Origin of the sequence: Pseudomonas guangdongensis (genome assembly GCF_900105885.1) — a bacterium.
GTDB classification, from domain to species: Bacteria; Pseudomonadota; Gammaproteobacteria; order Pseudomonadales; family Pseudomonadaceae; genus Geopseudomonas; species Geopseudomonas guangdongensis.
On the sequence record NZ_LT629780.1, the window covers coordinates 278,046 to 296,607 of the forward strand.

Sequence of the window (18,562 nt, forward strand, 5' to 3'; positions counted from 1 at the left end):
TTACAGCGGCTTGCCGCGGTTGCCGTGGGCGCTGACGAAGTCCTGCACGGTCTTCAGGTCGTTGGCCAGTACGGTGCAGCGCTCCTCGCGCTGGAACAGGTCGGCCAGGTGCGCCGGCAGCTGCGGCACGGCGTCGATGCCGGCCTTCTCCACCGCCTCGGGGAACTTGACCGGGTGCGCGGTGCCGAGCACCACCATCGGCAGGGCCAGGCTGCGGCGGCACTCGCGAGCGGCCTTGACGCCGATCGCGGTGTGCGGGTCGAGCAGGTAGCCGGTCTCGGCATGCACCGCGGCGATGGTCGCACAGGTGCCCTCGTCGTCGACGGCCAGCGAGTCGAACAGACGACGCGCCTCGGTCCAGCGATCCTCTTCCACCGCCAGCTTGCCGGTGGCCTTGAAGGCATCCATCAGCGCGCTGACCGCCGCGCCGTTGCGGCCGTGCAGGTCGAACAGCAGACGCTCGAAGTTGGACGACACCATGATGTCCATCGACGGCGACAGCGACGCGTGCAGGGTGTCCTTGTCGTAGCGGTTGCCGGACATGAAGCGGTGCAGGATGTCGTTGCGGTTGGTGGCGACGATCAGCTGGTTGATCGGCAGGCCCATGTTGCGCGCCAGGTAGCCGGCGAAGATGTCACCGAAGTTGCCGGTCGGCACCGAGAAGGCCACCGAGCGGTGCGGCGCGCCGAGCTGCAGGGCGGCGTGGAAGTAGTAGACGATCTGGGCCATGATCCGCGCCCAGTTGATCGAGTTGACCGCCACCAGCCGGGTGCCCTTGAGGAAGCCCTGGTCGGCGAAGCTGGCCTTGACCATCTCCTGGCAGTCGTCGAAGTTGCCTTCGATGGCGATGTTGTGGATGTTGTCGCCGAGGATGGTGGTCATCTGCCGGCGCTGCACCTCGGACACGCGGTTGTGCGGGTGCATGATGAAGATGTCGACGTTGTCGCAGGCCTTGCAGCCCTCGATGGCGGCCGAGCCGGTATCGCCGGAGGTGGCGCCCATGATCACCACGCGCTCGCCGCGCTTGGTCAGCACGTGGTCGAGCAGGCGGCCGAGCAGCTGCAGGGCGAAGTCCTTGAACGCCAGGGTCGGGCCCTGGAACAGTTCCAGCACCCACTCGTTGGCGCCCAGCTGGGTCAGCGGCGCCACCGCCTTGTGGGCGAACACGCCGTAGGTTTCTTCAAGGATGCGCTTGAAATCGGCATCTTCGATGCTGCCGGCGACGAACGGGCGCATCACCCGGAAGGCCAGTTCGTGGTACGGCAGGCCGGCCCAGGAGGCGATTTCCTCGACGGTGAAGCGCGGCAGGTTTTCCGGCACGTAGAGGCCGCCGTCGCTGGCCAGGCCGGCGAGCAGCACGTCTTCGAAGTTCAGGGCCGGCGCCTGGCCGCGGGTACTGATATAGCGCATGGATGCAAACCTTCGGTTCGGGCTGCCGGCGCGCCGGCAGCCGGGAGCGGAATTAGTTGAGCTGTTCGACGCGGATGCGCACGACCTTGCCGGCCACGCCTTCCAGGCCTTCGAGGGCGGCGATGGCGTCGTTCATGCTCTGCTCGCGCACGCGGTGAGTGAGCAGGATCATCGGTACCAGACCGTCGTGTTCCTCGGCCTCCTTCTGCATGATCGACTCGATGTTGATGCCGCGTTCGGAGAGGATGCTCGCCACCTGGGCCAGCACGCCCGGATGGTCCTTGGCCTGGATGCGCAGGTAATAGGCGCTCTCGCAGGCCTCGATCGGCAGGATCGGGTGGTCGGACAGCGCATCGGGCTGGAACGCCAGGTGCGGCACGCGGTTCTCCGGGTCGCTGGTCAGCACGCGGGTCACGTCGACCACGTCGGCCACCACCGCCGAGGCGGTCGGCTCCATGCCGGCGCCGGCGCCGTAGTACAGGGTGCTGCCGACCGCGTCGCCGTTGACCATCACCGCGTTCATCACGCCGTTGACGTTGGCGATCAGGCGGTCGGCCGGGATCAGGGTCGGGTGCACGCGCAGCTCGATGCCGGCCTCGGTGCGCCGCGCCACGCCCAGGTGCTTGATGCGGTAGCCCAGCGCCTCGGCATAGTTGACATCGGCGGTGGTCAGCGCCGTGATGCCCTCGGTGTAGGCCTTGTCGAACTGCAGCGGGATGCCGAAGGCGATGGAAGCAAGGATGGTCAGCTTGTGCGCGGCGTCGATGCCCTCGACGTCGAAGGTCGGGTCGGCCTCGGCGTAGCCCAGCGCTTGGGCTTCCTTGAGCACGTCCTCGAAGGTGCGGCCCTTCTCGCGCATCTCGGTGAGGATGAAGTTGCCGGTGCCGTTGATGATGCCGGCCAGCCAGTTGATGCGGTTGCCGGCCAGGCCCTCGCGGATCGCCTTGATCACCGGGATGCCGCCGGCGACGGCGGCCTCGAAGGCGACGATGACACCCTTCTCGCGGGCCTTGGCGAAGATCTCGTTGCCGTGCACGGCGATCAGCGCCTTGTTGGCGGTGACCACGTGCTTGCCGTTGTCGATGGCCCGGAGCACCAGCTCGCGGGCCACGCTGTAGCCGCCGATCAGCTCGATGACGATGTCGATCTCCGGGTTGCAGGCCACCTCGAACACGTCGCCGGTGATGGGGGTACCGGTGGTATCGCATTGCGGGTTGGCGTCACGCGCGGCGATCTGCGCCACTTCGATGCCGCGACCGGCACGACGGGCGATTTCCTCGGCATTGCGCTTGAGCACGTTGAAGGTACCGCCACCGACGGTTCCCAGCCCACAGATACCTACTTTGACCGGTTTCACTCTGTATTCCCCATCATCATCAAGCTGTGCGGCCGGACATCCCGGCCGCCGAAAGGATCCGCACATTACGAATCGACGGATTGTTAGTCAATCGGCCGCTCAGTCGCCCCGCGCGGCCTGTGCGGCCTGCGCCAGCTGCGGCGCCGGCTGGTAGCCGGGGATCATCTGGCCGTTGGCCAGCACGATGGCCGGGGTGCCCTGCACGCCGATCATCTGCCCCAGCTGATACTGCTCGTCCACCGGGTTGGCGCACTGCGCGGCGGGCACGTCCTTGCCGCTCTTGGCCAGGGTCATCGCCTGCCGGCGATCCTGGGCGCACCACACGCTGACCAGGGTGTTGTAGCCGTGGCTGCCTGCGCCCTGGCGCGGGAAAGCGACGTAGCGCACCTCGACGCCGCGGCGGTTGAGTTCGGCCACCTCGCCGTGCAGCTTCTGGCAGTAGCCGCAGTCGGTGTCGGTGAAAACGGTGATGTGGGTCTTCTGCGCCGCCTTGGGATCGGCCGGGAACACCACCATCTCGGCGGCCGGAATGGCGTTGATCAGCTTGGCCACGCCACGGCTCTCGGCCTGCTCGGTGAGGTTGACGGTCTTGCCGTCCTTGACCTGGAACAGGAAGCCCTGCAGGACGAACTGCGCATCGGCGCTGGCGTAGAGCAGGCGGCCGCCCTTGAGCTGCACCTGATAGAGACCGGGCATCGGACTCTCGGCGATCGACTCGATCGGCAGGTCCGGCTGCAGCGACTTCAGGGCCTGGCGGATCGCCTGGTCGGGATCGGCGGCCAGGGCGACGGCGCTGGCCAGTCCCAGGGCGGCGGCAGCGAGAACAGGGAACGGACGCATGAAGATTCCTCGGGTCGGCGGGACGGCAAAATCGCTGCCAAGACTACCACACCCGGCGCCCGCCTCCGATGCGCCGGACAGCGCTAGTCGTGCGCCGCGGGCGTGGCGCCGAGCGCCTGCAGGCGGGTCTCGGCGAGCCGGGTGTAGATCTGCGTGGTGGACAGCAGGCGATGGCCGAGCAGCTGCTGCAGCACCCGCAGCTCGGCGCCATGGTTGAGCAGGTGGGTGGCGAAGGCGTGCCGCAGGGTGTGCGGCGACAGCGGCTGCTCGATGCCGGCGCTGCGCGCGTGGCGCTTGATGCGGTGCCAGAAGGTCTGCCGGGTCATCTGCTCGCCGCGCAGGCTGGGGAACAGCACATCGCTGGGCTTGCCGAGCAGCAGTTCGCCGCGCGCCTCGCGCAGGTAGCGCCGCAGCCAGTCGATGGCCACTTCGCCGAGCGGCACCAGACGCTCGCGGGCGCCCTTGCCCGGCACCCGCACCAGCCCCTGACGCAGCTCGACCTGCTCCAGGGTCAGCGCCACCAGCTCGCTGACCCGCAGGCCGCAGGCATACAGCACTTCGAGCATGGCGCGGTCGCGCAGGCCGAGCGCCTCGCCGGTGTCCGGCGCGGCGAGCAGCGCCAGCACCTGCGCCTCGCTGAGGCTGTGCGGCACGGCGCGCGACTGCTGCGGCAGGATCACCTGCAGGGTCGGGTCCTCGTCGATGCAGCCCTCGACCTTGCAGAAGCCGTAGAAGTGGCGCAGGCAGGACAGCAGCCGGGCCACGGAGCGGGCGTGATAGCCGGCCTCCAGGCGCCAGGCCAGATACTCGCGGACATGCTCGCGGTCGCCGCGCTGCAGGTCGGCGCCGCGCTCGGCCAGCCAGTCGTGGAACAGCGCCAGGTCGGCGCCGTAGGCCTCGCGGGTATGCCGCGACAGGCCGCGCTCCAGCCACAGGTAGCGGAGAAAACGCTCGATCAGGGGATGCTTGGCGGCGGACATGGACAGGACGCGACTGCTGGATGGATCACCAGTCTGGCACGGTGCGGCGCTGCGCGAAAGCCGGCTACCGCATCGCCGCAGCGCCAGCCGGACGGCCCTCGCCCGGCGCCGCCGAGCCGGACCGGGCAGCCCGCGCGGACTCGGCCAGTGCCGGCGCCGCGCGGCGTCGGCTCAGCCGCGCCGGCCGGACGGCTGGAAGTACAGCCGTGCGCCGCGCTGCAGGCCGAGCAGGCTCGGATGGCTCTTCACCACCTCGGCTTCCAGCGGCTCGCCCTGGCCCTCGACGCGCAGGGTGATGCGGGTGATGGCGCCCAGCGGGCGGATGTCGCGCACCTCGGCGGGCAGATGGCCGGGCAGCGCCTCGCGCGACAGCGACACCTCGTGGGGACGGAACAGGATGTGCCCCTCCTCGCCCAGGTGCAGACGGTTGGAGTCGCCGAGGAAGTGGTAGACGAAGTCGCTGGCCGGCTGCTCGTAGACCTCGCCGGGCGAGCCGATCTGCTCGACCACGCCCTTGTTCATCACCACGATGCGGTCGGCGACCTCCATGGCCTCCTCCTGGTCGTGGGTGACGAACACCGAGGTCAGGTTGATCTCCTCGTGCAGGCGCGCCAGCCAGCGGCGCAGCTCCTTGCGCACCTTGGCGTCCAGCGCCCCGAACGGCTCGTCGAGCAGGAGGATCTTCGGCTCCACCGCCAGCGCGCGGGCCAGGGCGATGCGCTGGCGCTGGCCGCCGGAGAGCTGCTCGGGGTAGCGGTCGGCCAGCCAGTCGAGCTGCACCATGCCGAGCAGCTCGTGGACCTGGTCCTTGATCTGCGCCTCGCTGGGGCGCTCTTTCTTCGGCTTCATGCGCAGGCCGAAGGCGACGTTGTCGAACACCGTCATGTGGCGGAACAGCGCGTAGTGCTGGAACACGAAGCCGACGTTGCGGTCGCGCACGTCGTGGCCGGAGACGTCCTCGCCGTGGAACACGATGCTGCCGACGTCCGGGGTTTCCAGCCCGGCGATGATCCGCAGCAGGGTGGTCTTGCCGCAGCCGGAGGGGCCGAGCAGGGCCACCAGTTCGCCGCTGCGGATGTCCAGATTGATCTCGTCGAGGGCCTGGAAGGCGCCGAAGCGCTTGCTGACGTTGCGGATCTCGATACTCATGGCTTATTCCTCGGCAGCTTTCGACTTGAGGCGGGACAGACGGCTTTCGCTCCACTGCTTGAGCAGCAGGATGCACAGCGCCAGGGCCAGCAGCAGGCTGGCGACGCTGAAGGCGGCGACGTGGTTGTACTCGTTGTAGAGGATCTCGACGTGCAGCGGCAGGGTGTTGGTGTAGCCGCGGATATGCCCGGAGACCACCGACACCGCGCCGAACTCGCCCATCGCCCGCGCGGTGCACAGCACCACGCCATAGATCAGCCCCCACTTGATGTTCGGCAGGGTGACGTGCCAGAACATCTGCCAGCCGTTGGCGCCGAGCAGGCGCGCGGCCTCCTCCTCCTGGGTACCCTGCTCCTGCATCAGCGGGATCAGCTCGCGGGCGACGAAGGGCACGGTGACGAACAGGGTGGCCAGGACGATGCCGGGCACGGCGAAGACGATCTGGATGTCGCGCTCGCCCAGCCACTCGCCGAAGAAGCCCTGGGCGCCGAACAGCAGCACGTAGATCAGGCCGGCGATCACCGGCGACACCGAGAACGGCAGGTCGATCAGGGTGACCAGGATGCTCTTGCCGCGGAACTGGTACTTGCTCACGCACCAGGCGGCGGCGACGCCGAACACCAGGTTGAGCGGCACCGAGATGGCCACGGCGAGCAGGGTCAGCTTCAGCGCGGCGATCGCGTCGGGTTCGAGGATCGCCGCAAAGAAGGTGCCCAGACCCAGCTTGAGCGCCTCGCTGAGCACCATGTACAGCGGCAGCAGCAGGAACAGGGCGAACACCAGCCAGGCACCGGCGATCAGCAGGCTGCGCCCCAGCGCATGGCCGCGACGGGCGGCGTTGACCTGGGCGGAGGCAGCGGTAGTGGATGACATGGCGGCCTCCTCAGGGGGTTTCGATGCGGCGCTGCAGCAGGTTGATCAGCAGCAGCAGGACGAAGGACACCACCAGCATCATCACGCCGATGGCGGTGGCGCCGGTGTAGTCGTACTGGTCGAGCTTGACCATGATCAGCAGCGGCAGGATCTCGGTCTTCATCGGCATGTTGCCGGCGATGAAGATCACCGAGCCGTACTCGCCGACGCCGCGGGCGAAGGCCAGGGCGAAGCCGGTCAGCCAGGCCGGCAGCAGCGCCGGCAGCAGCACATGGCGGAACACCTGCAGCGGCCGGGCGCCGAGGCAGGCGGCGGCCTCCTCGACCTCGCGGGGAATGTCTTCCAGCACCGGCTGCACGGTGCGCACCACGAACGGCAGGGTCACGAAGGTCAGCGCCAGAGCGATGCCCAGCGGGGTGTAGGCGATCTTGAAGCCGAGGTCGGTGGCGAACTGGCCGACCAGCCCGCTCGGCGCGTACAGCGCGGTCAGGGCGATGCCGGCCACCGCGGTGGGCAGGGCGAACGGCAGGTCGATCATCGCGTCGATCACCTTGCGCCCGGGGAAGGTGTAGCGCACCAGCACCCAGGCCAGCAGGGTGCCGATCACGCCGTTGATCAGCGCGGCGACGAAGGCGGTGCCGAAGCTCAGCTTGAGGGCGGCCAGCACCCGCGGCGCGGTGACGATGGCCCAGAACTCGCTCCAGGTGAGTTGCGCGGCATGCACGAACATGGCGCCCAGCGGAATCAGCACCAACAGGCCGAGATACACCAGGGTGTAGCCCAGCGTCAGCCCGAAGCCGGGTATGACGGGGGAAATGCGACGGGACATAGGCTCCTCGGGTCTCACGCGGGGTGTGTACAACGCAACGCTGCAGGCTCCTGACGGATCCTGCAGCGCCTGGGTCACAGGAAAACCCGCACGCTAGAGCGGGCGGACTGGCAAATCCTCACTGTGCCCGGTAGATCTGGTCGAACACCCCGCCGTCGTTGAAGAACTTCGGCTGCGCGGTTTTCCAGCCGCCGAAGTCCTGGTCGATGGTCACCAGCTTGAGCGCCGGGAACTGCGCGGCGAACTCGGCGGCGACCTTCTCGTTGCGCGGGCGATAGAAGTGCTTGGCGGCGATGCGCTGGCCCTCCTCGCTGTACAGGTAGTTCAGATAGGCAGTGGCCAGCTCGCGGGTGCCCTTGCGTTCGACGTTCTTGTCGACCACCGCCACCGGCGGCTCGGCGAGGATCGACAGCGAGGGTGCGACGATCTCGAAGTTGTCGCCGCCCTGCTCCTTGAGGGCGAGGAACGCCTCGTTCTCCCAGGCCAGCAGCACGTCGCCGATGTGGTTGTTGACGAAGGTGATGGTCGAGCCGCGGGCGCCGGTATCGAGCACCGGGACGTTCTTGTACAGCTGCTCGGTGAAGGCCTGGGCCTTTTCCTCGCTGCCGTACTTCTGCTGGGCGTAGGCCCAGGCGGCGAGGAAGTTCCAGCGCGCGCCGCCTGAGGTTTTTGGGTTCGGGGTGATCACCTCGACGCCCGGCTTGACCAGGTCGTCCCAGTCCTTGATCTGCTTGGGATTGCCCTTGCGCACCAGGAACACGATGGTCGAGGTGTAGGGGGTGCTGGCCTGCGGCAGGCGCGACTGCCAGTCCTCGGGAATCAGCTTGCCGAGCTTGTGCAGCTCGTCGATGTCGCCGGCCAGGGCCAGGGTCACCACGTCGGCGCGCAGGCCGTCGATCACCGCGCGGGCCTGCTTGCCGGAGCCGCCGTGGGATTGCTGGATGGTCACAGCCTCGTTGCCGAGCGACTGCCAGTGCCGGTCGAAGGCGGCGTTGAACTCGCTGTACAGCTCGCGGGTCGGGTCGTAGGACACGTTGAGCAGGGTCTGCGCCTGGACGGCGGCGCTGAGGGACAGGCCGGCGATGGCGGCCAGGGCGAAACGACGAATGGACATGCTGGTGCTCCTTGAGCGTGCCTCGCAGGGCACGCGGACAATGCGAAGGTGGTGAAAGTCGTGGCGGGTTTCAGCGACACATTCGCCAGCAACAGCGGCGGTGGGGATGCGTGTTCATGGCGGGGCTCGTGCTCATCGGCTATGGCTCGGGGTCATGGCACGCCCTCTGGTGGTCCAGTCGGGCCTGGCGCTCGTCAGGCCGGCTTGCTGCCGGTCGGCGTCTGCAGACGGAACTTTTCCTTGCGCTCGATCTGCACCACCTGGCCGTTGTGCACGGTGATTTCCACCGCGCCATAACGCAGACCATGGAGGGCATTGTGGATCTCGCGCAACAGACCGGCTTCGTCCTGGCCGGCAACACTGCGTAGGGTGGTGCTCATGGGAATGCTCCTGGGCAAGGGCCGCCGGATCGGACTGACTGCGGCGGCTGGAGCGGATACTAGGCCTTCCTCGAATATTCCTGAAAATACTTTTTGATCATTTTTATAGACCTATAAGGAATATCAATAAAGAATAAATAAATAATTTTTTATTACTTAACATTCTTTCAGTGGCTTCCTAGACTGCCGCCATCCGCAGCCGTCACGAGGGCCTTCGCCATGCGCCGTCATCCTGTCCACTACCTGATCCTGCCGGGCTGGCAAGGCTCGCCCGCCGAGCACTGGCAGAGCCACTGGCAACGCGTGCTGCCCGACGCCAGCCGGGTCGAACAGGCCGACTGGCACACCCCGCAGCGGGCGCAGTGGATCGCCAGCCTCGACCGACACATCGCCGCCGCGCCCGACCGGCTGATCCTGATCGCCCACAGCCTGGGCTGCATCGCCCTCGCCCACTGGGCCGCACAGGCCGCACCGGCCCTGCTGGCCAAGGTGCAGGGCGCGCTGCTGGTGGCGCCGGCGGATGTCGAACGCGCCGGCTGCCCGGCGCCGCTGCAGAATTTCGCGCCCATCCCGCAACGTCGGCTGCCCTTCCCCAGCCTGCTGGTCGGTTCGGACAACGATCCGGCCGCCACGCCGCTGCGCGCCCTGGAGCTGGCGCGCCGCTGGGGCGCCGATCCGCTGCTGCTGAGCGGCGCCGGACACATCAACGTCAAATCCGGGCACCGCCAGTGGGAACAGGGCTTCGCCTACCTGTACCGCCTGCAGAGCCTGATCGAGGCGCAGGCCCGTCGCCGGGCCTGAGCGCCGACACCCGCGCACGGCCGCCGCGCCGGCCAGGAGAGCCCCATGTCTGTCGCCCCCCACCACTCGACGCTGCTGACCTTCAGCGCCGCCGAACGCAGCCCGCTGAGCATCCGCGCCAAGGCCCTGGTGTTTCTCGACCCGCGCTCGCAACGCCTGCAGGCCGAGGTCGAGCGTCTGGCGCCAGGTACCCAGCCGCTGCTGATCCGCGGCGAAACCGGCACCGGCAAGGAGCTGCTGGCCCGCCACATCCATCGCGCCAGCGGCCGCCCCGGCCTGTTCGTCGCCCTCAACTGCGCCAGCCTCAGCCCGCAGCACGGCGAGGCCGAACTGTTCGGCCACCTGCCCGGCGTGCACAACGACTCGGCCAGCAGCCGCGCCGGCTGGTATGGCTCGGCGCACGGCGGCACCCTGTATCTGGACGAGATCGGCGACCTGCCGCTCAAGCTGCAGCACAAGCTGCTGCGCGCCCTGGAAACCCGCGAGGTGCTGCGCGTCGGCGACCGCGAGGCGCGCGCGGTGGATGTGCGCCTGGTGGCGGCCACCAGTTTCGACCTCAGCCGGGCCGCCGCGGTGGGACGCTTCGACGCGCGCCTGCTCGCCTACCTGAGCGACGGCAGCCTGCACCTGCCGCCGCTGCGCGAGCGGCGCGGCGACATCCTCGCGCTGGCCGACTATTTCCTCGGCATGCACGCCCAGCGCCTCGACCTGCCGCTGCCGAGCCTCGGCCCGGAGGCGCAGCAGGCTCTGCAACGGTACTCCTGGCCCGGCAACAGCCGCGAACTGGAAAGCGTCGTGCACTTCGCCCTGCTGGTCAGCGACGGGCGGATCGGACCTGCGCACCTCGACCTGCCGGCGCCGGCCGGAATCGCGGCGCATATTCCAGAAAAATAGCTAGAAATAAACACTCATTACTTCAAGAGCTATACGACTTGCCGTACCCTTGCGCCCCTTGGCGCGACAGCGCGTTTTCCGGCCGGCCCGTGCCTACCCATTCGTCCACGAAACGTCAGCACGCCCGGCCCTTCACCCGAGCATTCATGGAGTATCACGCAATGAACAAGTCCCCCCTCGCAGTCGCTATCCTGGCAGGCATCGTGGGCCTGCCGCTGGCCCTGCCCGCCGCAGCCGCCGGCTTCGTCGAAGACAGCAAGGCCAGCCTGACCCTGCGCAACTTCTACTTCAACCAGGACAACCGCGAGTCGCAGGACTACGCCGGCCAGGCCGAAGAGTGGGGCCAGGGCTTCGTACTCAACTACCAATCCGGCTTCACCGAGGGCACCGTGGGCTTCGGCGTCGACGCCATCGGCCTGCTGGGCGTGCGTCTGGACGGCGGCGGCCGCGCCGGCAAGGGCGGCAGCGACCGCACCCCGGGCCAGCTGTTCCCGCTGGAGAGCGACGGCAGCGCCGTGAACGACTTCTCCCGCCTGGGCCTGACCGGCAAGGTCAAGGTTTCCAAGACCGAGGCTCGCATCGGCACCCTGCTGCCCAAGCTGCCGATCCTGGTGTCCAACGACGGCCGCCTGCTGCCGCAGACCTTCGAGGGCGGCCAGCTGATCTCCAACGAGATCGACAACCTGACCCTCACCGGCGGTCTGATCGAGCACGCCGTGGGCCGCGCCTCCAGCGACAGCACCGGCCTGGCGGTCGGCGGCGGCAGCCAGGAAAGCAACCAGTTCGTGTTCGCCGGCGGCGACTGGAAAGTCACCCCCGAGCTGCTGGCCCAGTACTACTACGCCAACCTGGAGGACTACTACAAGCAGCACTTCGCCGGCCTGACCCACAGCCTGGCGCTGGCCGACCAGCACTCGCTGAAGACCGACCTGCGCTACTTCAAGACCGACGCCGACGGTGCCAACGACAGCGCAGCCGGCCGCGCCGGCGGTTACACGGTGGGTGGCTACACCCGCGACGGCAGCAAGAAGATCGACAACGACACCTGGAGCCTGGGCTTCACCTACGGTCTGGGCGCCCACAGCCTGACCCTCGGCCACCAGCGCGTCTCCGAGGACAGCAACTTCGTCCAGCTCAACCAGGGTAACCTGGACGGCAGCAAGGGCGCCGGTGGCACCAGCGTGTACCTGCTCACCGACCGGCAGATCACCAGCTTCACCCGCGCCGGCGAGCGCACCAGCTTCGCCGAGTACGGCTACGACTTCGCCGCACTGGGCGTGCCGGGCCTGAAGGCCAGCGTCGCCTACCTGAAGGGCACCAACATCAAGACCACCAGCGGTCACGATGCCAAGGAGTGGGAGCGCGACTTCCGCCTCGACTACACCCTGCAGGACGGCGCGCTCAAGGGGCTGAACTTCTCCTGGCGCAACGCCTCGCTGCGCAGCAAGGGGCAGAGCCAGGACGATCTCGACCAGAACCGCCTGATCGTCAGCTACACCCTGCCGCTGCTGTAACCGCACCGGCGCACGCCGCGGACGGATAAAAAAACCCGCTGCCCAGGCAGCGGGTTTTTTCATGGCTGGCCGCTCGGAGGGCGCAAGCCCCCGGACCGGCGCGCGCGCCCTCAGGCGTAGGGGTGGCGCAGCACGATGGTCTCGACGCGGTCCGGGCCGGTGGAGACGATGTCGATCGGCGCACCGACCAGCTCTTCCACTCGCTTGATGTAGGCGCGGGCGTTGGCCGGCAGCTCGTCGAGGGACTTGGCGCCGACGGTGGACTCGCTCCAGCCGGGCATTTCCTCGTAGACCGGCACCAGCCCGACGTAGCTGTCGGCGTCGGTCGGCGCATCGCTCATCAGCTCGCCGGTGGCGTTCTGGTAAGCCACGCACAGCTTGACGGTTTCCAGGCCGTCGAGGACGTCGAGCTTGGTCAGGCACAGACCGGAGATCGAGTTGATCTCGATGGCGCGACGCAGGATCACCGCATCGAACCAGCCGCAGCGACGGGCACGACCGGTGGTGGAGCCGAACTCGTGACCCTTCTCGGCCAGGCGCGCACCGACCTCGTCGAACAGCTCGGTGGGGAACGGACCGGAGCCGACGCGGGTGGTGTAGGCCTTGGTGATGCCGAGGATGTAGTCCAGGTACAGCGGACCGACGCCGGAGCCGGTGGCCACGCCACCGGCGGTGGTGCTGGAGCTGGTCACGTAGGGATAGGTGCCGTGGTCGACGTCGAGCAGCGAGCCCTGGGCGCCTTCGAACATGATGCAGGCGCCGGCCTTGCGCAGCTCGTGCAGGCGCGCGGTGACGTCGAGCACCATCGGCTTGAGGATCTCGGCGTAGGCCAGGGCATCGTCCAGGGTCTTCTGGTAGTCGACCGGGTCGACCTTGTAGAAGTGCTCCAGCACGAAGTTGTGGTAGGTCAGCAGCTCCTTGAGCTTGGCGGCGAAGCGCTCGGGATTGAACAGGTCACCGACGCGCAGGCCGCGACGGGCCACCTTGTCCTCGTAGGCCGGGCCGATGCCGCGACCGGTGGTGCCGATCTTGCCTTCGGAGCGGGCCGCCTCGCGCGCCTGGTCGAGGGCCACGTGGTACGGCAGGATCAGGGTGCAGGCCGGGCTGATGCGCAGGCGCTCGCGCACCGGCACGCCCTTCTCTTCCAGCTTGGTGATTTCCTTGAGCAGCGCGTCCGGCGCCACCACCACACCGTTGCCGATCAGGCACTGCACGTTGTCGCGCAGGATGCCGGACGGAATCAGGTGCAGCACGGTCTTCTCGCCATCGATCACCAGGGTGTGACCGGCATTGTGACCGCCCTGGTAGCGCACCACGGCGGCCGCCTGGTCGGTCAGCAGGTCGACGATCTTGCCCTTGCCCTCATCACCCCACTGGGTGCCCAGGACCACGACATTCTTACCCATAACTCTTGTCCCCTCGTGAAAGGTCGGAACCGGCTTGGCGCCGGCGAAAGTACTCAGGAGGCCAGCGGCGAAACCTGCCAGCCACCCTCCCGCAAACACAATTCGCTGTCGCAGCCGGCCACGCGGGCATCGGCCACATCCTGCCCGGGCAGGGCCTGCACCACCCGGCGGCCGCTGCGGCGCAGCTCCAGCACGGCCTGCCACAGACGCGCATCGTCGCTCTGCGGCGCCCAGATGCCGGCGCTCGGCTCGGCCTGGATGGCCTGCCCTAGATCGACCAGGGTCTTCAGATCGGTGGAGAAGCCGGTGGCCGGCCGCGCACGCCCGAAGTCGGCGCCGATGTCGTCGTAGCGACCGCCCTGGGCGATGGCCTGGCCGACGCCCGGCACGAAGGCGGCGAACACCACCCCGGTGTGATAGTGGTAACCGCGCAGCTCGCCGAGATCGAAGTACAACGGCAGCTGCGGATAGCGTGCCGCCAGCTGGGCGGCCTGGGTCTCCAGCTCGGCCAGCGCGGCCAGCACCTCGGCCGGTGCCGCCGCCAGACGCTGGCGGGCGACGGCCAGCACTTCGCGACCGCCGCACAGTTCGGCCAGGGCGCGCAGCATGGCGGCCAGCTCGGACGGCAACGCCGCGGTCAGCTCGGCTACCTCGTCGATGGCCTTGCGCTGCAGGGCGTCGAACAGCTGCTGCTCGGCTTCGCCGGACAGGCCGGCGGCCCGTGCCAGACCGCGATAGATGCCGACATGGCCGAGGTCCATGTGGACGTCGGCGACTCCGGCCAGCGCCAGCACTTCGAGCATCAGGCCGATCACTTCGCTGTCGCTGGCGCTACTGGCATCGCCATACAGCTCGGCGCCGATCTGGATCGGGCTGCGCGAGGTGGACAGCGCGCGCGGCCGGGCGTGCAGGACGCTGCCGGCATAGCACAGGCGGCTCGGCCCTTCCTGGCGGTGGGTGTGGGCGTCGAGGCGCGCCACCTGCGGCGTGATGTCGGCCCTGAAGCCCATCTGCCGTCCGGACAGCGGATCGGTGACCTTGAAGGTGCGCAGTTCGAGATCCTGGCCGGCGCCGGTGAGCAGCGACTCCAGGTATTCGACGTGCGGCGTGATGACCAGTTCATAACCCCAGTTGCGGAACAGATCCAGCACCTGACGGCGAGCCGCCTCGATGCGAGCCGCCTCTGCCGGCAGCACTTCCTCGATTCCGTCCGGCAGCAGCCAGCGGTCCAGCGTTGCCATATTGCCCCTCCCCTTTCAGCCGGGCGATGTGTTCAACGGAGCCAGTAGAGCAGCCCCGTTCCCAGCAGCATGCTACCCAGTCCGACCAGACGCAGCTGGCGATCTTCCAGCCGGGCCAGACTGACGACAGCCTCGCGCCAGCGTCGCGGACAGAGGAACGGCATGATGCCTTCCAGCACCAGCAGCAGACACAGCGCGATTCCGAGTTCTTGCCACATGGTTCCCGCAGACGCAAAAAAGCCGGGAAATCCCGGCTGCCGCATGATAACACGTTTTCCCGGGCATGGCCCCGACGGCTGCAGGACAGCCGTCGGGGAACGCCGTCAGGGTTTGGCCTTTTCCAGGTAGCGGAAGAAGTCGCCCTTGGGGTCCAGCACCATCACGTCGCGCTTGCCGGCGAAACTCTCGCGGTAGGCCTGCAGGCTGCGGTGGAAGGCGTAGAACTCCGGGTCCTGGCCATAGGCCTTGGCGTAGATCGCCGCCGCCTGGGCATCGCCCTGGCCGCGTAGTTCCTCGGACTCGCGATAGGCCTCGGCGAGCAGCACGCGGCGCTGACGGTCGGCGTCGGCACGGATGCCCTCGGCCAGTTCGCGGCCCTTGGCACGATGCTCGCGCGCCTCGCGCTCGCGCTCGGTGCTCATCCGCTCGAACACGCTACGGTTGACTTCGCGCGGCAGGTCAATGGCCTTGACCCGCACGTCGAGCACTTCGATGCCCAGCTCGCGACGGGCCATGCGATCCAGCGACTGGGTGATGTCAGCCATCAGCGCATCGCGCTCGCCGGACACCACTTCGTGCAGGGTGCGCTTGCCGAACTGGTCGCGCAGACCGGCCTCCAGACGCCGCGACAGGCGCTCGTCGGCGATCTGCTTGGCGCCCGAGGTGGCGGTGTAGAAGCGCTCGGCATCGGCAACCCGCCACTTGGCGTAGGAGTCGACCATCACCGCCTTCTTCTCCAGGGTCAGGAAGCGCTGGGTCGGCGTGTCCAGAGTCAGCAGGCGGGCATCGAACTTGCGCACCTGGTTGACGTAGGGAATCTTCACATGCAGCCCCGGCTGCACATCGGCCTCGACGATCCGGCCGAACTGCAGCAGCACGGCTTTTTCGGTCTGCAGGACGATGTAGAAACAGTTCCAGCCCACCAGTGCCAGCACGGCAGCGGCAATCAGGGCGATCAGCGACTTGTTGCTGCTCATCAGCGGCCCTCCCTCGAACGCAGATCACGCTGCAGATCGCTCGTCGCACGCGGCGCCGGCTCGGCCGCACCGGCCTGCACACTCGGCGCCAGCGGCGCAGCGGTAGACGCGCGGTTGTCGATCATCTTGTCCAGCGGCAGATAGAGCAGGTTGTTCTGCCCCTGATCGCCGGTGACCAGCACCTTGTTAGTGTTGCCCAGCAGATCCTGCATGGTTTCCAGATACAGGCGCTCGCGGGTCACCTCCGGCGCCTTGCGGTATTCGGCCAGCAGGCGAGTGAAGCGGTCGGTCTCGCCCTGGGCGCGCGCCACCACTTCCTCGCGATAGCCGTTGGCATCCTCGACGATGCGCTGGGCCTGGCCACGCGCCTCCGGGATCACGCCATTGGCGTAGGCCTCGGCCTGGTTCTTCTCGCGCTGCTCGTCCTCGCGGGCCCGGATCACGTCGTCGAAGGCTTCCTGCACCTCGCGCGGCGCGGCGGCGCTCTGGATGTTCACCTGGGTCACGGTGATGCCGGTCTTGTAGGTGTCGAGGAACCGCTGCAGACGCTCGCGTACGTCGATGGCCATCTGCTCGCGGCCCTCGGTCAGTACCTGATCCATGGAGGTCGAGCCGACCACGTGGCGCAGGGCGCTGTCGGTGGCGTGCTGCAGGCTGATTTCCGGCTGGTCGACGTTGAGCACGAACTCCTGCAGGTTGCTCACCCGGTACTGCACGGTCAGCGGCACCTCGATGATGTTCTCGTCCTCGGTGAGCATCTGCCCCTGCTTGCTGTAGGCGCGCTCGCGGGTGACGTTCTCCTGGAACTTGCGATCGATCGGCGGCAGGTAGATGTTCAGGCCCGGCCCGACGGTCTCGTAGTACTTGCCGAAGCGCAGGATCACCGCCTGCTCCTGCTCGTCGACCACGTAGACGGCGTTGTACAGCCAGAGCGCGGCCAGTCCGGCGAAGACCACGGCCAGCAGGCCGATCCCGCCGCCCTTGCCGGTGCCGCTGCCGCCTTCGTCGCCGCCACGCCGCTTGCGTCCGCCGAACAACCCGTTGAGGTTGTCCTGCAGCTTGCGCAAGGCTTCGTCAAGATCCGGTGGCCCCTGCCGGTCGCCGCCACGGCGGCCGCCCCAGGGATCCTTGTCGTTCGAGTTGCCACCCGGCTCATTCCAGGCCATAGCGTTCTCCCCACTGGTCACGCGTAGATGCGCGCATGGCGCACATCGGTGAATGCTACCCAAAGCCCCCGAGCAACGGTAAAACCGCCGCGCAGTGCTTTATTGCAAAGTATGTTGCGCCAGGAACTCGTCCGGCTGCCAGCCTTCGCGACTGGCCAGGCGATTGAGTTCCACGCGCGGCAGGCGCACCGTCAGCAGGGTGGCGCCTTCCTCGTCGTGAGCCTCCTGCTGCACCGCACCCAGCGCGAAGAACTGCGCGCGCATCCGGCCCAGTCGCTGCGGCAGACGCAGGGTGCCGCAGAACAGATCGTCGCCGAGCAGTTCGCTGAGCGCCTGACGCAGCAGGTCGAGCCCCCCCCCTTCGCGGGCCGACAGCCAGACCCGCACCGGACGCCCGCTGTCGTCGCGCTGGATCTGCGGCGCCACGCCGGGCAACAGGTCGAGCTTGTTGTATACCTCGAGAGTCGGCAGCTCGTCGGCGCCGATTTCCTTGAGCACCGAATACACCTGCTCGATCTGCAGGTCGCGTTCCGGCTCGTGGGCATCGATCACGTGCAGCAGCAGGTCGGCGTTGCTCGACTCTTCCAGGGTGGCGCGAAACGCCTCCACCAGTTTATGCGGCAGATGACGGATGAAGCCTACGGTATCGGCGAGGATCACCGGACCGACGTCGTCGAAGTCGAGACGGCGCAGGGTCGGGTCGAGGGTTGCGAACAACTGGTTGGCGGCATAGACGTCCGCCTCGGTGAGTGCGTTGAACAGCGTCGACTTGCCGGCGTTGGTGTAGCCGACCAGCGACACCACCGGCACCTCGGCGCGCTTGCGCCCGCGCCGGGCCAGCTCGCGCTGGCTGCGAACCTTCTCCAGGCGCTGCTTGATCTGGCGGATACGTACCCGCAACAGACGGCGGTCGGTTTCCAGCTGGGTCTCGCCCGGGCCGCGCAGACCGATACCGCCCTTCTGCCGTTCCAGGTGGGTCCAGCCGCGGATCAGCCGCGTACTCATGTGTTCGAGCTGGGCCAGTTCGACCTGCAGCTTGCCCTCGTGAGTTCGCGCGCGCTGGGCGAAGATATCGAGGATCAGCCCGGTACGGTCGAGCACCCGGCACTCGAAGGCCTTTTCCAGGTTGCGTTCCTGGCTGGGCGTGAGGGTGTGGTTGAAGATGACCAGCTCGATGCCGTCGGCATGGACCCGTTCGCGGATCTCGTCGACCTTGCCGCTGCCGATCAGAAAGCGGGCGGTCGGCTGATGCCGGGGGACGTTGACGAAGGCAACGACCTCGGCACCCGCCGAACGGGCCAGTTCGAGGAACTCCTCGGGATCTTCACGCGCCTCGGGCGCCTGGCCCTCCAGGTGAATCAGGAGAGCACGCTCGCCGCCACCGGGGCGTTCGAAGAACAAGACTGGCGGCT

The 18,562-nt window shown here is 67.9% G+C and carries 18 protein-coding genes; 3 read left to right on the forward strand and 15 right to left on the reverse strand.

Annotated features, from left to right (window positions below):
• From thrC to oscA, 9 genes are all read right to left on the reverse strand, one after another.
• A complete protein-coding gene (gene thrC, locus BLU22_RS01470) occupies positions 1-1,410 on the reverse strand; it encodes a threonine synthase (protein WP_090211588.1) in 1,410 nt (469 codons plus the stop codon).
• A 52-nt stretch (positions 1,411-1,462) separates the two neighbouring features.
• On the reverse strand, positions 1,463-2,767 hold the full coding sequence (locus tag BLU22_RS01475) for a homoserine dehydrogenase (RefSeq protein ID WP_090211589.1): 1,305 nt from the start codon (positions 2,765-2,767) through the stop codon (positions 1,463-1,465).
• A 99-nt stretch (positions 2,768-2,866) separates the two neighbouring features.
• Positions 2,867-3,607, reverse strand: a complete 741-nt coding sequence (locus BLU22_RS01480) for a thioredoxin fold domain-containing protein (protein ID WP_090211591.1) — start codon at positions 3,605-3,607, stop codon at positions 2,867-2,869.
• 83 nt (positions 3,608-3,690) lie between these two features.
• Complete coding sequence (gene xerD, locus BLU22_RS01485; RefSeq protein WP_090211592.1) at positions 3,691-4,587, reverse strand: site-specific tyrosine recombinase XerD; 897 nt, start codon at positions 4,585-4,587, stop codon at positions 3,691-3,693.
• A gap of 171 nt (positions 4,588-4,758) precedes the next feature.
• Positions 4,759-5,736, reverse strand: coding sequence for a sulfate/molybdate ABC transporter ATP-binding protein (locus BLU22_RS01490; RefSeq protein ID WP_090211594.1), 978 nt, complete (start codon positions 5,734-5,736; stop codon positions 4,759-4,761).
• 3 nt (positions 5,737-5,739) lie between these two features.
• A complete protein-coding gene (gene cysW, locus BLU22_RS01495) occupies positions 5,740-6,609 on the reverse strand; it encodes a sulfate ABC transporter permease subunit CysW (RefSeq protein WP_090211595.1) in 870 nt (289 codons plus the stop codon).
• Between the two features lie 10 nt (positions 6,610-6,619).
• Positions 6,620-7,438, reverse strand: a complete 819-nt coding sequence (gene cysT, locus BLU22_RS01500; protein WP_090211597.1) for a sulfate ABC transporter permease subunit CysT — start codon at positions 7,436-7,438, stop codon at positions 6,620-6,622.
• 118 nt (positions 7,439-7,556) lie between these two features.
• Positions 7,557-8,552 carry a sulfate ABC transporter substrate-binding protein gene (locus BLU22_RS01505; RefSeq protein ID WP_090211599.1) on the reverse strand — a complete coding sequence of 332 codons (996 nt, stop codon included), beginning with the start codon at positions 8,550-8,552 and terminating at the stop codon, positions 7,557-7,559.
• 194 nt (positions 8,553-8,746) lie between these two features.
• Complete coding sequence (gene oscA / locus BLU22_RS01510) at positions 8,747-8,932, reverse strand: sulfur starvation response protein OscA (RefSeq protein WP_090211601.1); 186 nt, start codon at positions 8,930-8,932, stop codon at positions 8,747-8,749.
• A gap of 219 nt (positions 8,933-9,151) precedes the next feature.
• On the opposite strand from oscA, the gene BLU22_RS01515 reads away from it, so the two are divergent.
• From BLU22_RS01515 to BLU22_RS01525, 3 genes are all read left to right on the forward strand, one after another.
• On the forward strand, positions 9,152-9,733 hold the full coding sequence (locus BLU22_RS01515; RefSeq protein WP_090211603.1) for an alpha/beta hydrolase: 582 nt from the start codon (positions 9,152-9,154) through the stop codon (positions 9,731-9,733).
• Between the two features lie 45 nt (positions 9,734-9,778).
• Entirely contained in the window at positions 9,779-10,627 is an 849-nt protein-coding gene (locus BLU22_RS01520; RefSeq protein WP_090211605.1) for a sigma 54-interacting transcriptional regulator, read from the forward strand.
• Between the two features lie 161 nt (positions 10,628-10,788).
• The gene (locus BLU22_RS01525) at positions 10,789-12,141 is read left to right on the forward strand and encodes an OprD family porin (protein ID WP_090211607.1); all 1,353 of its coding nucleotides are present in this window, start codon (positions 10,789-10,791) and stop codon (positions 12,139-12,141) included.
• A 110-nt stretch (positions 12,142-12,251) separates the two neighbouring features.
• Here BLU22_RS01525 and BLU22_RS01530 read toward each other — a convergent pair whose 3' ends face one another.
• The 6 genes from BLU22_RS01530 to hflX form a co-directional block, all read right to left on the reverse strand.
• Complete coding sequence (locus BLU22_RS01530) at positions 12,252-13,547, reverse strand: adenylosuccinate synthase (RefSeq protein WP_090211608.1); 1,296 nt, start codon at positions 13,545-13,547, stop codon at positions 12,252-12,254.
• A gap of 53 nt (positions 13,548-13,600) precedes the next feature.
• A complete protein-coding gene (locus BLU22_RS01535; protein ID WP_090211610.1) occupies positions 13,601-14,788 on the reverse strand; it encodes an ATP phosphoribosyltransferase regulatory subunit in 1,188 nt (395 codons plus the stop codon).
• Positions 14,789-14,820: 32 nt separating this feature from the next.
• Entirely contained in the window at positions 14,821-15,006 is a 186-nt protein-coding gene (locus BLU22_RS01540) for a DUF2065 domain-containing protein (RefSeq protein WP_090211611.1), read from the reverse strand.
• A 105-nt stretch (positions 15,007-15,111) separates the two neighbouring features.
• Positions 15,112-15,984 (reverse strand): protease modulator HflC, encoded by an 873-nt coding sequence (gene hflC, locus BLU22_RS01545; protein ID WP_090211612.1) that lies wholly within the window; start codon positions 15,982-15,984, stop codon positions 15,112-15,114.
• The gene (gene hflK / locus BLU22_RS01550) at positions 15,984-17,150 is read right to left on the reverse strand and encodes an FtsH protease activity modulator HflK (RefSeq protein WP_090211614.1); all 1,167 of its coding nucleotides are present in this window, start codon (positions 17,148-17,150) and stop codon (positions 15,984-15,986) included. The genes hflC and hflK overlap by 1 nt, the downstream gene beginning before the upstream one ends.
• 99 nt (positions 17,151-17,249) lie before the next feature.
• Positions 17,250-18,551 (reverse strand): ribosome rescue GTPase HflX, encoded by a 1,302-nt coding sequence (hflX, locus tag BLU22_RS01555; RefSeq protein WP_090211617.1) that lies wholly within the window; start codon positions 18,549-18,551, stop codon positions 17,250-17,252.
• Between the last annotated feature and the right edge of the window lie 11 nt (positions 18,552-18,562).

Bases quoted from the DNA above. Each gene is read 5' to 3' on its own strand.
- thrC (WP_090211588.1), bottom strand. From the start codon at position 1,410: ATGCGCTATATCAGTACCCGCGGCCAGGCGCCGGCCCTGAACTTCGAA.
- BLU22_RS01480 (WP_090211591.1), bottom strand. From the start codon at position 3,607: ATGCGTCCGTTCCCTGTTCTCGCTGCCGCCGCCCTGGGACTGGCCAGC.
- xerD (WP_090211592.1), bottom strand. From the start codon at position 4,587: ATGTCCGCCGCCAAGCATCCCCTGATCGAGCGTTTTCTCCGCTACCTG.
- BLU22_RS01490 (WP_090211594.1), bottom strand. From the start codon at position 5,736: ATGAGTATCGAGATCCGCAACGTCAGCAAGCGCTTCGGCGCCTTCCAG.
- cysW (WP_090211595.1), bottom strand. From the start codon at position 6,609: ATGTCATCCACTACCGCTGCCTCCGCCCAGGTCAACGCCGCCCGTCGC.
- cysT (WP_090211597.1), bottom strand. From the start codon at position 7,438: ATGTCCCGTCGCATTTCCCCCGTCATACCCGGCTTCGGGCTGACGCTG.
- BLU22_RS01505 (WP_090211599.1), bottom strand. From the start codon at position 8,552: ATGTCCATTCGTCGTTTCGCCCTGGCCGCCATCGCCGGCCTGTCCCTC.
- oscA (WP_090211601.1), bottom strand. From the start codon at position 8,932: ATGAGCACCACCCTACGCAGTGTTGCCGGCCAGGACGAAGCCGGTCTG.
- BLU22_RS01515 (WP_090211603.1), top strand. From the start codon at position 9,152: ATGCGCCGTCATCCTGTCCACTACCTGATCCTGCCGGGCTGGCAAGGC.
- BLU22_RS01520 (WP_090211605.1), top strand. From the start codon at position 9,779: ATGTCTGTCGCCCCCCACCACTCGACGCTGCTGACCTTCAGCGCCGCC.
- BLU22_RS01525 (WP_090211607.1), top strand. From the start codon at position 10,789: ATGAACAAGTCCCCCCTCGCAGTCGCTATCCTGGCAGGCATCGTGGGC.
- BLU22_RS01530 (WP_090211608.1), bottom strand. From the start codon at position 13,547: ATGGGTAAGAATGTCGTGGTCCTGGGCACCCAGTGGGGTGATGAGGGC.
- BLU22_RS01535 (WP_090211610.1), bottom strand. From the start codon at position 14,788: ATGGCAACGCTGGACCGCTGGCTGCTGCCGGACGGAATCGAGGAAGTG.
- BLU22_RS01540 (WP_090211611.1), bottom strand. From the start codon at position 15,006: ATGTGGCAAGAACTCGGAATCGCGCTGTGTCTGCTGCTGGTGCTGGAA.
- hflC (WP_090211612.1), bottom strand. From the start codon at position 15,984: ATGAGCAGCAACAAGTCGCTGATCGCCCTGATTGCCGCTGCCGTGCTG.
- hflK (WP_090211614.1), bottom strand. From the start codon at position 17,150: ATGGCCTGGAATGAGCCGGGTGGCAACTCGAACGACAAGGATCCCTGG.